The organism is Bartonella eidoli (genome assembly GCF_036576145.1).
GTDB lineage: Bacteria > Pseudomonadota > Alphaproteobacteria > Rhizobiales > Rhizobiaceae > Bartonella.
The window spans coordinates 1-13,561 of record NZ_JBAFWX010000006.1; the positions used below are offsets into that span (position 1 = coordinate 1).

The 13,561-nt window shown below is 35.9% G+C and carries 10 protein-coding genes; 1 reads left to right on the forward strand and 9 read right to left on the reverse strand.

Annotated elements, in window-relative coordinates:
• Positions 1-342: 342 nt before the first annotated feature.
• Positions 343-1,182: an outer membrane protein gene (locus V5N68_RS04835; protein WP_332066057.1), complete on the forward strand. Its 840-nt coding sequence runs from the start codon at positions 343-345 to the stop codon at positions 1,180-1,182.
• A gap of 271 nt (positions 1,183-1,453) precedes the next feature.
• On the opposite strand, the gene V5N68_RS04840 is transcribed toward V5N68_RS04835, so the two are convergent.
• The 9 genes from V5N68_RS04840 to thiC all read right to left on the reverse strand — a co-directional run bounded on the left by V5N68_RS04840 (position 1,454) and on the right by thiC (position 12,785).
• A complete protein-coding gene (locus V5N68_RS04840; protein ID WP_332066058.1) occupies positions 1,454-3,781 on the reverse strand; it encodes a PAS domain-containing sensor histidine kinase in 2,328 nt (775 codons plus the stop codon).
• Between the two features lie 257 nt (positions 3,782-4,038).
• Positions 4,039-6,666, reverse strand: a complete 2,628-nt coding sequence (gene pepN, locus V5N68_RS04845; protein WP_332066059.1) for an aminopeptidase N — start codon at positions 6,664-6,666, stop codon at positions 4,039-4,041.
• A 70-nt stretch (positions 6,667-6,736) separates the two neighbouring features.
• Positions 6,737-7,558 carry a uracil-DNA glycosylase gene (locus V5N68_RS04850; RefSeq protein ID WP_332066060.1) on the reverse strand — a complete coding sequence of 274 codons (822 nt, stop codon included), beginning with the start codon at positions 7,556-7,558 and terminating at the stop codon, positions 6,737-6,739.
• Positions 7,559-7,681: 123 nt separating this feature from the next.
• The gene (locus tag V5N68_RS04855; RefSeq protein ID WP_332066061.1) at positions 7,682-8,431 is read right to left on the reverse strand and encodes a hydroxymethylpyrimidine/phosphomethylpyrimidine kinase; all 750 of its coding nucleotides are present in this window, start codon (positions 8,429-8,431) and stop codon (positions 7,682-7,684) included.
• Positions 8,422-9,027 (reverse strand): thiamine phosphate synthase, encoded by a 606-nt coding sequence (locus tag V5N68_RS04860; protein WP_332066062.1) that lies wholly within the window; start codon positions 9,025-9,027, stop codon positions 8,422-8,424. Before V5N68_RS04860 ends, V5N68_RS04855 begins: the two co-directional genes overlap by 10 nt.
• Positions 9,024-9,797, reverse strand: coding sequence for a thiazole synthase (locus tag V5N68_RS04865; protein ID WP_332066063.1), 774 nt, complete (start codon positions 9,795-9,797; stop codon positions 9,024-9,026). Before V5N68_RS04865 ends, V5N68_RS04860 begins: the two co-directional genes overlap by 4 nt.
• A gap of 4 nt (positions 9,798-9,801) precedes the next feature.
• On the reverse strand, positions 9,802-9,999 hold the full coding sequence (thiS, locus tag V5N68_RS04870; protein ID WP_332066064.1) for a sulfur carrier protein ThiS: 198 nt from the start codon (positions 9,997-9,999) through the stop codon (positions 9,802-9,804).
• A 3-nt stretch (positions 10,000-10,002) separates the two neighbouring features.
• Positions 10,003-10,953, reverse strand: coding sequence for an FAD-dependent oxidoreductase (locus tag V5N68_RS04875; RefSeq protein ID WP_332066065.1), 951 nt, complete (start codon positions 10,951-10,953; stop codon positions 10,003-10,005).
• Positions 10,950-12,785, reverse strand: coding sequence for a phosphomethylpyrimidine synthase ThiC (thiC, locus tag V5N68_RS04880; RefSeq protein ID WP_332066066.1), 1,836 nt, complete (start codon positions 12,783-12,785; stop codon positions 10,950-10,952). Before thiC ends, V5N68_RS04875 begins: the two co-directional genes overlap by 4 nt.
• Positions 12,786-13,561: the final 776 nt, after the last annotated feature.

Consider the following 13,561-nt stretch of genomic DNA (forward strand, 5'->3'; position numbering starts at 1 on the left):
GTAATAAAATATATTACTAATGTGATTACATAGTATATTATTTTTACAATATTAAATTATATTGTTTTTTATAAATTTTATTTATTATAATACTTAATAAAAATAACACGATAGCTATTTTTATATAATATTATTAAATGATTATAAATATAAAATATTATAAAAATTGATAAGGTAATTATTGATTTAGAAAGTTAAATAATCAGCAATGCCTATTAAAATCTATTTTGGATTTTAATTATATTTTATTTTTTTCATAACTGTACCATTTTTGCTACAGATTTTTTATAAAATATGATTTATTCTTTTAACGTTTATTAGCTATGCTATTGGGGAGCAGTTATGATAAAATACTTAATCACAACATCTATTTTTTCTTTATTTGTAGTTTCTGCAGCACAAGCAGCGGATATTGCGGTTCCTGAACGGTCAGCGCCTGTATCAGCGCCTGTATCAGCGCCTGTGGTTGTGGCTCCAAATTTTTCTTGGACAGGGTTTTATCTTGGGGGTCAATTTGGTGGTTTTTCAAGTAGGACTGCTATAAATTACTTAGATAATGATGAAAAATGGCATCAAGCAAAAAAGGGAGTTGTACCTAAACCTTCCGGTGTCATAGGTGGTATTTATGCAGGGTCTAATATTGATATAGATAACGGATTTATTATAGGTGTCGATACAGATATAATATGGTCCGATAAAAAAGATACAAAAGATATTAATTTTTTTGAAAGAAACGTAATGGTGCGAGAAGGTGAGGGGGATGACAATCCAGGAGAAGGACCTAGTACTGCTGAAGTACCAGCTGCTACAGTAAATTTAGGAGCTGTGCATCATACTTTAAAACAAAAATGGTTCGGTGCAACACGGGTACGGCTTGGCTTTGTTGCTGATCGTATGATGCCTTATCTTGCAGGCGGTGTTACTTATGCGCAGCTTCAGAATATTTATGAAGCTAAGTTTGATGCAGTACACGATGATTTCTCTGACTTATTGCAGGATGAGAATAAAACAATGGTAGGTTATACTATTGGAGGGGGTATTGATTTTGCAATGACTGATAATGTCATTTTACGTGCGGAATATCGTTACTCAGACCTTGGTAAGAAAAAATTTGCGCATGAAAAAGTAAAAATTGGCTATAAAACTAACGATTTTCGTCTTGGTGTAGCTTATAAATTTTAATTATTTTTGCGATTAAGCTTTTTAAAAGCCTCATTTTAAAATGAGGCTTTTATTTTGGGAGTCATATTTATTAAGCATCATTTTTTGAAGTTGTAAAAAGATGTTGAACTTTTTATAAAAAAGTTAATTTTTCTTTTATTTACAATGTATAATGAGTATTCCAAGTACACTTTTAAAATAAATAGAAATTTTGAATAAGTTAACTCAATATAAATTATCATTTTGACGTTAAGATAATAGATATTATTATGGTGAAAGTGCAGTATATTTTTTAAGATTTATTTTGTCGAATTGGCATTGTAATGGTTACAGTTGTACCTTTCATTTCTTTAGAGGTAATTTCAAGATTTCCTTTGTGTAATTCTAACAGAGAGCGTGAGATTGCTAGACCAAGACCTGAACCGGTATGAGTTTTAGTAAACTGATTTTCAACTTGCTCAAAAGGCTGTCCAAGCTTTTTGATTGCTGATTGAGGGATGCCAACACCTGTATCTTTAATTATAAAAATAAGATCATTTTCTTTTTGGAACGCACAAACATCAATACTACCACCGGAAGGTGTAAATTTAACAGCATTAGAAATGAGGTTGAGGAAAATTTGTCTTATAGCGCGGTTGTCAACTTCAGCATGCAGTTCTGAAGTAATATTGGTTGTGATCGCAATATTTTTATCTTGAGCTTGAGGCATAAGTGTTCGCACTGTTTCACTAATGATAGGTTCAATATCGGTATTTTTACAATCAAGAGTAAATCTTCCCGCTTCTATTTTTGACATATCAAGAATATCATTTATTAGAGTTAAAAGGTGGGTTCCCGAACTGTAAATATCATGTACATATTCTTTATAACGTTGTGAGCCAAGAGGACCAAAAGTGGATTGTAACATGATGTCTGAAAAACCAAGAATAGCATTAAGTGGGGTACGTAATTCATGGGACATATTAGCTAAAAATTCTGATTTTGCTTTGTTAGCACTTTCTGCACGCTCTTTTTCTTCTTTCAAACTTTTGTTAAGCTTTTCTACTTCTGTTGCACGTTGCTGAGCGTTTCCTCTTGCACGTTTGAGCTCTTGAATAAAAGAAAAAAGACGTTTTTCACTGTCTTCAAATTTTTCTTGTTGTTGTTTTAACTCAGAAATATCAGTTCCAATACAAACAAGTCCCCCATCTTGGGTACGCCGTTCATTAATTTTGAGCCAATAACCATCTGCTGTTTGGCGAATACTGGTTAAATTCCCTGCGCCATCATCTTTAAGGAGGTGCTCACTGATTGCAGGGCGTGCCATAGCTTCAACAGTTGCACGTTGGATGCCTGATTGTAAATTCTGTTTAGGGATAGAGGCATATTCGCAAAATTTGCTATTGGACATGACTAAACGTCTTTCTGAATCCCATAATACAAAAGATTCTGAAATATTTTCAATGGCATCACGAATACGAAGGTCAGCTTGTGCTGTTTGTTCGGCTAATTGACGTTGTTCACTAATATCAAAGGAAATTCCAACTAAATGTGGTTCTTCTTCTTCAGTAACTTCTGCACGAATGCGCATCCATACATAATGGCCGTCAGCATGACGCATGGGGACGTTAATATCGATATGTCTTTTTTTACCACTCATTAATTCTTGAGCAAGGTCAAAAAAGTCAGCATCATTTGGATCAATAATGGCGGTAATTTGGGATATTGAAAGTAGCGCATCTTGAGGAACATAACCAAGCATTTCATACATTGCTCTAGACCAGTAGACACGCCCACTTGCCATATTCCAATCCCACAGTCCACAGCGGCCACGCATCATTGCCATGTCAATACGGTTTTGAATTTTTTCTGAAATTGTGTCTGTATTGCGTGCTCGCACAATTTGATTATAGTAAGCATAAAGGAGTGATAAAATAATACCAGCAGTCGCTATGAACAGAGTCATGTTTAATGAAAAAGCTTTCTGCCATTCCATATAGGTATGTTGCATCTTTTCACTAACTAATACACCGTATTGTCCGTTGTTTGTTTGGCTGAATGAGGCGAAGGCTGGGTCGTCTCTACCTACTGTGATTTTCAGTATACCAGCATTCTTTTTCAGAGGGTGTAAAGTAATATTCTCAGATATAAAATTTTGTAAAGGTTTTCCTACTGTGATCTCTGAATTTGATGATGCTAAAACGATTCCTTGTTTATCTACTATAGTGATAGTAATGCTGGAATTAATAAGACCTTGATTATAAAAATTGGTAAGGATATTTTGTAAATGACCATGAGAAAGAGAAGCCGTTTTTTCTAATCGAGTAGAAGCAAGTAAATCACTGTCGATTATATTTGCAACATGGGTGGTTAAGAGAGTAATCGTCGAATGCGTATTTTTATCAATGGTATGGCGCCAATCGTAGATTAGAACGAAACGAATAGCTGCCAATACAATGAGGAATATAATAATTATAATTGGAATAGAACGCCGCAGCCAAGGTTCAACAAATAAAAGCTTTTTATAAACTGAACCAAAAAGCATAGCGACATACGTTGTCCGCGTCTTGCGGCCTTGATAATTTAATTTTGAAGCGGCATACATTTCTGTTGGCGCATTATATGCGTCCAATTTCGCCATTTCAGGTTCCTCTAATTATGAAATAATGTGACTAAAGACTGCTTCAACATTTGTAGTAACTCCACAAACATAATGAATCAAAACAGGAGTCTTCTGTCCAGTCTTTTTTTTGAAAAATGATTCTACTCTTATGGATATGCTACATAAACGATAGAAATAAATATTAATAAACGATAGAAATAAATATTAATTCACCCATAAACAGGTTTTAAATTCCTGTTTATGGGTAAGGGCTTTCAAATCATATTATAATATTTTTAAGCAAGTATGCGGCTTACTATATCTGAAACATCACTTGATAATTGAGAAGATTCCGCAATTGTTTTTAATGCATCTTCAAGTTTTTGTCGCCGAATAGGTTCTAATTTCTTCCAAGAGCGTACTGTTGTTAACAGTCGTGAAGAAAGTTGTGGATTTTTTTTATCAATTTCTAAAATTATTTGGCAAAGAAATTGATAAGAGGCACCATCAATTCTATTAAATCCTGTTAAATTATTAGACGCAAAGACACCGATTAAAGCGCGCACGCGATTAGGGTTGTCCTTTGAAAAGAGTGGATGCTGCATAAGTTGTTTAACACGATCAAGAGTTGATTCTTCAGAAACCATTGCTTGAATGGAGAACCATTTATCCATAACCAAAGGGTCGTGTCGATAGCGATTCTCAAAGTCATTTAAAGCATTTTGTGCTTGCTCACTTGCATTAAAATGTTTCACTAAAGTGGTTATACTGGCCATACGGTCAGTCATATTATCAGCCATTTCATATTGTGCGGCAGCACGATCCGGTTTAGCTTCAGCAATAGAAAGGTAGTTTAGTACAATATTCCGTAATGCTCGTTTCCCGGCTTGCTCAGTATGTGGTGAATAGGGTTCTTGAACCTTCATACGTGTATAAATTTTTGTAAAAAGCTCCTGATGGGTATGTGCGATGGAAGCTAAAAACTGATTGCGCACATAATGAATGCGGTCTGGGTCAATATTTTCATCAATTAAGTTGGCAAGCTCAACTTCACTAGGTAAGTTTAAACAAAATGCGCGAAATTCTGGTTCTAGGTTTTCATCTGTTATGATGGTTTCAATTACTTTTAGCAAAGTAGAGGACATGGATACTGTTGCTGGTGTTTTATCTTGAATAGCTTGAATTAACGCATGCGTCATTAAACGATTAAGTGACTGCCAGCGATTGATTTGATTACTATCATTTTGAGTGAGAAAAATCAGCTCGTCTTCATTGAATGGTGTTTGTAGAATGATAGGTGCTGAAAAGTCTCTAAGTAAGGATAATACAGGCTTTTCACGTAGTCCTTTTAATGTGAATGTTTGGTTTTCCTTAGAAATAAGCATAACATTTGATTGAATATTAGCATCAGATTCATAAGTTAATGCTTCTCCGTTACTTCCTAAGAGACCAAACGCGATAGGGATAAGCATAGGTTTTTTTATACTTTGTTTAGGTGTGGCTGGTATATGTTGCTGTGCCTGAATTGTTAAGACACCATCATTATAATGACTGTCAATTTTCACATTGGGTGTACCAGCTTGCTCATACCACAACATAAACTGTGAAAAATCTTTTCCAGAGACTTCAGCAAAACAGGCAATAAAATCTTCGATTGTGCATGCTTGCCCATCATGGCGTTGAAAGTAAAGATCCGTACCTTTACGAAATAAAGCAGAGCCCAAGATCGTGTGTATCATACGGACTACTTCTGCTCCTTTTTCATAGACAGTTGTTGTATAAAAATTATTGATTTGGCTATATTGACGAGGACGTACAGGGTGAGCCAATGGGCCTGCATCTTCAGAAAATTGTGTAGCTTTTAATGTTTTGATATTTTCAATTCTTTGTAGACTACGTACATTTTGATCTGAGGAAAATTCTTGGTCACGATAAACCGTTAATCCTTCTTTTAAACAGAGTTGAAACCAATCACGGCAAGTAATGCGGTTCCCAGTCCAATTATGGAAGTATTCATGCGCAATGACACGTTCAACATTTCTATAATCATGATCAGTTGCCGTTTCAGGATCTACAAGAACATATTTGTCATTAAAGACGTTAAGTCCTTTATTTTCCATTGCTCCCATATTAAAGTCCGATACAGCAACGATATTAAAAACATCAAGATCATATTCGCGTCCAAAGCATTGTTCATCCCAACGCATGGAACGTTTGAGTGCATCCATTGCATAGGTTGCTCGCTCAGTTTTTCCCTTTTCTACGTAGATACCAAGCGTGATACGTCGGCCAGATACAGTGGTAAAATGATCTTCTAATTTATCAAGGTTTCCACCAACTATTGCAAAAAGGTAGGATGGTTTAGGAAAAGGGTCCTCCCAAACAGCAAAGTGGCGATTACCATCAATAGTTCCTGTTTGGATGAGATTGCCATTGGAAAGTAAGATAGGTGTTGTTTTAGAATCTGCTTCAATTTTTACTGTATAGCTGGAAAGAATATCTGGGCGGTCATAAAAATAAGTAATACGACGAAATCCTTCCGACTCGCATTGGGTACAGTAAACACCGTTTGAAAGATAGAGCCCCATGAGCTTACGGTTGCGTTCAGGGTTTAGTTCTGTAACTAATTGCAATGTAAAAGGAGTTTGCGGTGGAGATATAATTTCTAAATGAGAAGGGGTATTTTTATAAGAACTTTTGTCTAGTGTTTCGCCATTAATAGCAACAGAAATTAGTGTAAGATCATCACCAGAAAGGACAAGAGGCTTGACCTCCTTTGTATCTTGACGGGCTTCAATTAGCAATGTTGCAGTTACACAAGTTTTTGTTGGTTCTAAGCAGAAGTGAAGATTTGTTTTAGGGATAATATAAGGAGTCGGTTGATAATCTTCTAAATGATAAATAGGCATTCTTGACTGTTCCATAATTTTTCCTAACTGTTGTAAATATAAATAAAAGGGTAATCTATTTTTGAGGTAAAGTAAGATTAAAGAATTATGAAAGATTATTTAAATAGTTTTTAACTTCTAAAAAATCTATCCAGGTGAGCTTTTTTTGACTAGGCATTCGTAAAAGATAGGCTGGGTGAAAGGTTGGCATGACGGGAATTTCTTTTTCTCTTACATAGGTAAGCCACTTTCCCCGTGTTCGAATAATTCCTTTTTGATATCCAGTGAGAAATTGCGTAGCGATTCCCCCCAGTGCCATAAGGACACGAGGATTAGCAAGGTGAATATGTCGTTCAACAAAAGGACTGCATAAAGCGACTTCTCTTGGTGTTGGTGTACGGTTTCCTGGTGGGCGCCATGGAATAGTGTTTATTATATAAACATTTTGTCTTGTTAAGCCAATTGATGCTAGTATTTTATTGAGTAATATACCCGCTTTCCCGACGAAAGGAATGCCTTGTATGTCTTCTTCTCGCCCAGGCGCTTCTCCGATGAGCATAAGTGGGCTTCCTACTTTCCCATCTGAAAAACAGGTATTTTTAGCTGTTAATTTTAATGAGCATCCATTAAAAGAAAGGAGCGCAGATTTCAATTCATCAAGCGTATTTGCATTGTTTGCCATCTCTATAGCTGAAAGAATGTCTTGCTTGATATCGGGTTTATGCGGTGGAGAATGGTGCTGTTTCCTGATTGACGGTTCTCTCTGATGTTGAGAGATATCAATGGCAGGTTTTAGTTTTTTTTCCGGGAAAACAGTTTGATCAAAACGATTAATGGGTGTATCAGCTAGGATGACATCAACACCACTTTCTTTGTAAAAGTCTAAAAGTTCTTCATAGGAGATTGTGTATTGCGTTTGATTTAACATTTCATTATTGAATAAACTAGATTGAATTACTCTTCAAGTTTTATGATGGTTTATTGTCAATCTTTATATTAAAATTTTTATAAAGTGCGTGTTAAGAAGCGATATGATGCTAACTTAAAACTTTTAAAAACAGTTGTTCAAAAGTAATGTGTGGACATATGTTTTTGCTTTCTTTACGGCTTCAACCATAGACTCATTTAATGCTAAATGTGCTGCAATGGCACTTGATAAGATACAACCGGTTCCGCGCATTGTTCCTGCTAAGCGTGGAGCAGAGATGTTTTTTATTTCAATTTTATCAATTAAACTATCAATTGCAAAGGGACCATTTGTATGCCCACCTTTTATCAATATATAGCGTGAACCAAATGATAGAAGTTGTTTGGCTTGTTGTATTGCTTCTTCATGATGAGACGCCAGTGCATTTTGACTGAGAAGAGCCAGCTCTCCTATATTAGGTGTTAAAAGATCAACGTGAGGCAGTAGTTTATCGATTATAGTATCTTTGATTGTTTCAGTTGTTAGTTTTCCCCCTGATGAGGCAACAAGCACAGGATCAAAAATAACTGGAATGTGAGGATAATCTTTTAATACATTACAGATTGCTTCTATAATCTCTTTAGTCCCCGTCATACCGATTTTTATCGCACTGATTTGTTTGGATTCTAGGGCTATATGCATTTGCGCGGTGATGAGTTCCCCATTCATTGGAACAATTTTAGCAACATGATTATCATCTTGTACGTTAACGGAAGTTATGGCCAAATTTGCTTTTATTTGAAAATGTGTGGTTGTTTCTATATCACGAATGATACCAGCTCCCCCGGTTGGGTCGGTTCCCGCAATAATAAGAATAGAAGGTATTAACGCCATGCTTGCGTTACCTTTATCCATTGTAGGACACGTTCTTCGGGTTTTTTATGAAGGATAACATCGGTTACAACAGCGGCACTATCCGCTTCTGCTTGTAAAACAGAAACTGCACGTTCTGGTGTTAAACCACCAATACCAACCAAAGGTAACACACCAATTTGTTTCCTCCATTGTTTAATTCTTTCCAGACCTTGTGGCATCCACTTCATTTTTTTTAAGATTGTTGGATAAATAGGACCAAGTGCAATATATGCTGGATTGACAGATATTGCAGTATCCAATTCATGCTCATCGTGCGTGCTAAGACCAAATTCTATACCATTTTTACGAATTGCAGGCAGATCAGCATTGCTTAGGTCTTCCTGTCCGAGATGAATAAATTTGCATTTTTCATCAATTGCTATAGTCCAATAGTCATTAATAATTAATTGTGCTCCGAATTTATCACATATATTTTTAGCTCGTCTGACATGTTGGCTAATAATTTTTGGACTTTCATTTTTCATACGTAATTGTACAAGTTTAATTCCAAGAGGAACTAAACGTTCAATCCAATCAGCAGTATCAACGATAAGGTAAAACGGATCCAGTTTCATGAAAATACCGCTTTTCCAATGATTGGCGTTGAAGGAACTGCTACATTACGCGCTTCAAGAATACCTGCTTTGTATCCCATATGCCCTGCTTGAATAGCTTTAGAAAAGGCTTCAGCCATTAAAACAGGATCATTTGCTTTAGCAATTGCAGTATTTAGGAGGACAGCATCATAACCGAGTTCCATAGCAATAGCAGCATGTGATGGGCGTCCAATGCCAGCGTCAATAACAAGGGTAATATCAGGAAGGTAAGCGCGGATAGAACGTAGTCCATCTGTATTCTGGGGACCTTTGGCAGAGCCAATTGGAGCACACCAAGGCATAATAACACGACAGCCAACATCTAAAAGTTTTTCAGCAACGATGAGATCATCTGTCGTATAAGCAAAAACTTTAAAACCATCATTCTTTAAGATTTGCGCTGCTTCTATTAACAAAAAAACATTAGGCTGTAAAGTATCTGAGTTCCCTATAATTTCAAGTTTAATCCAAGATGTTTTAAAAATATCTCGCGCTAACTGGGCAGTTGTAACGGCTTCTTTAACACTGAAGCAACCAGCAGTATTGGGAAGTATTTTTACATTAAGCTCTGTAAGAAATTGCCAAAATTGTCCACTTTGTTTTCCTCCTACAGTTTCTCGACGCAATGAGACTGTCACAATTTCTGTTCCGGACACATGGATAGCTTCACGAAGAATTTTTAGCGAGGGATATTGAGCTGTACCTAACATAAGACGAGAAGAAAATTTGCATCCATAAATATCCAGCATAATTTTAGCCTCCTTGCATTGGACTTAAAATTTCAATTTTATCTCCTTCATGCAAGATAAATTGACTCCGTTTATTAATGGAAATAACTTCAGCATTAACGGCGGTTGCTAGCCAATTTCCGTTATAACCCAATTCTTCTAACAATAAATCCAGATAGAGGACTTCTGTTTGAACTGCTTCGCCATTGACCAATATTTCCATGTTTCATTCCAGTGCTAATTTCATTGCTCGCTTTGCCATTTCTGGAGATAAAAGAAAGCCATGTCTATAAAATCCATTAATAAAAATATGATTACCACGTTTATAGACACAAGGAAAGTTATCAGGATAGCATGGCCGTATACCAACTCCCGTTTCAATGATTTCTGCTTCACTAAAAGCTGGATGTAAGGTATAGGCTGCATTAAGTAGCTCCATCATTGATCTCACTGAAATAGCACCATTGAAGTCACTTTCAATCATTGTAGCTCCAATCATAAAAACATTATTTTGTCGAGGAACAATATAAAGAGGAATACGTGGATGGAGAAGGCGAATTGGACGAGAAAGTTTAATATCTGTGCTTCGCACAAGCAACATTTCACCACGAACGCCTCGCATGTTTTTATCTTTCTTTAAACGCGCTATTCCTGTTGCATCAATGATAATATCAAAGTTTTTTTCAGATATATCTACGTCAACAAAACAGGCTTTATTTTGGATAAGCTTTTCCTTTAGAGTTATAAGTGCATTGCGAGGATCCATATGTGCTTCATCTTCATAAAAAAGAGCATAATGAAAGCGTTCCGCTATATCTGGCTCAAGATGAGCTATTTCTGCATTTTTTACAATTTTGTAATTATGTGTGCGTTCGGAGAAACGTTCAAGTTCTATAATATCTCGTGTTGGAGCAACAACTAAAGTACCTTTTTGCTCTACAAGATTGGGCAGTATTTTGCGCCACCATCGTATAGCTTTGATACCAATATCTTCAATGGTTTGTCCAGTATTTTCTCTTTCACAATAAGGCGCCAGCATTCCTCCTGCATACCAACTTGCAGTTCTTATGGGAGAATGAGGTGGGGCTGATACAGTAACAGAAACGCCTTTTTGTTGTAACATAAAGGCAACTGTTAAACCGCCTATGCCCGCACCTTTGATAAGGACCTTTTTCAATTCTTTACCAGCTCTTCTTTTTGAGTAGGGATAACTTCTACATAAAGCTCACCATTCTTTTTATATTCTTTTGCCATTGCAATCATTCCTTCGTCTTTTGTTTTTTTTGCTGCTGCATCACGAATATCGTGGGAAATGCGCATAGAACAGAATTTTGGTCCACACATAGAACAAAAATGTACCAGTTTATGAGCTTCTTTAGGCATTGTTTCATCATGAAAAGCGCAGGCTGTATCTGGATCAAGAGAAAGATTAAATTGGTCGTGCCATCGAAAGTCAAATCGTGCACGTGAGAGGGCATCATCGCGCAATTGTGCCCTAGGTAAGCCTTTTGCTAAATCCGCAACATGGGCAGCAATTTTATAAGTGATGACACCAGTTTTGACATCATTCTTATCAGGAAGTCCTAAATGTTCCTTGGGCGTCACATAACAGAGCATGGCGGTACCAAACCATCCAATCATAGCGGCACCAATTGCTGATGTAATGTGGTCATATCCAGGAGCTATATCAGTTGTAAGAGGTCCCAAAGTATAAAAAGGAGCTTCGTGACAAATATCCAGTTGTTTGTCCATGTTTTCTTTAATTTTGTGCATCGCTACATGGCCCGGTCCTTCAATCATAACTTGTACATCTTTTTCCCATGCAATTTTTGTTAATTCTCCTAAAGTCTTAAGTTCTGCAAATTGAGCTTCATCATTGGCATCAGCAATAGAACCGGGGCGCAGCCCATCTCCTAATGAAAGAGAAATATCATACATACGTGCAATATCACAAATTTCATCAAAATATTCATATAGAAAATTTTCTTTATGATGGTGTAGGCACCATTTTGCCATAATAGAACCACCTCGTGAAACGATACCTGTTGTGCGATTAATAGTTAAAGGAATAAAAGGTAATCTTAATCCTGCATGAATAGTAAAATAATCAACACCCTGTTCTGCTTGTTCAATGAGGGTATCACGAAAGATATCCCATGTTAAATTTTCAGCAATACCATGTACTTTTTCAAGTGCTTGGTAAATTGGCACAGTTCCAATGGGAACAGGAGAATTTCTAATAATCCACTCACGAATATTATGAATTCCTCGACCTGTTGAAAGATCCATAACTGTATCTGCTCCCCAACGGATGGCCCAAACCATTTTGTCAACTTCATTTGCCATAGATGAAGTAACTGCTGAATTTCCAATGTTTGCATTAATTTTAACACGAAAATTGCGTCCAATAATCATTGGTTCACATTCTGGATGGTTAATATTGTGAGGAATGATAGCACGCCCACAAGCAATTTCATTGCGGACAAATTCGGCTGTGTAAAATTCTGGAAGTGATCCATTCAGCGTATTATTGTGTTTATCTCTTTTTGGGTCTTTTATTGCCATTCCTTCATTTTCTCGGATAGCTACATATTCCATTTCTGCGGTAATAATGCCTGCACGTGCATAAGCCATTTGTGTAACAGATTTTCCATTTTTGGCTCGCAAAACGGGCCGTTTTTGTTCAAAGGTTTGTGTATGGTTTTTATCATAGGAAAATCCATTATCCTCCGGTTTAATTGAACGAGCAGGATAAGACTCAGTATCAGCACGTTTGGAGAGCCAAGATGAGCTGATTTCTGGTAAGCCTTTTCTAATATCAATGATCATGTCTTTGTCGGTGTAGGGCCCAGAAGTATCGTAAACATTTAAAGGTTTCTCACCACTGCCATCGGTTAATGAAATTTCACGGAATGGTACGCGTACATCAGAAAACAGAAGACTTTGTTGATAAATTTTGCGTGAAGCGGGAAAAGGGCTGCAATTGATTGATGGAGTATTTTTTTGCACAAATTTTTTCCTTATAGATACATGTAGATACATGGTTCAAAAACAGATTACTATATTAGCGGGGAATATATTAGATTATTAATTATTTGTTCTTGAGTTTAGAGGTGACTAAATGTTGCTTTATACAAGGCAATGTTTGATAAAGTCTAAGAACTTTTAATGTAACTAGATGCAAAAGATTTGATAATATTTGCATAATCTCCCCCCTTTAAAACGCTTTTGTTGACAAAGGTATGTTTGGCTCAAATATCTATATTGTCAATCGTAAAGATACATTTTTAATGATTTTGATGTTTTTTTTATAAGTGGTTTGTATAACTTAAAAGATACGTATGAAGTTTTAAAAGAAACTTTTATCTTTTGACATAGGGGGGTGATGAAGCTAAAGGAGGGGGGAAATCACTCATTTTTTTAAGACAGCAACATAACCAAATATCATAATTTTATTGTTGAGCGAAGTTTTTAACTTAAAACATAAAATTAATGTAATTGATTTAATGATATTTCATTACGATTTTAATAATTATTAATAGAAAATAAAAATGTGAAATAAAAGCTCTGAGTAAAAAGGTAAAAAATATGACACAACAATTTTATTTGTTATCTTTTTTAATAAGAGTTTAGTTTTCGATCAGTGTTTGGTCGTTGTTCTAAAAGTTTTCTTTTAATAGAAAAAGAGAGCAGCGCTATTAAAAATGATACAGCGTATTAAAATCATACATAATAGGATATATCAGATACAGTGATAACACGATCAATTTAAATGGTTTTAGCAT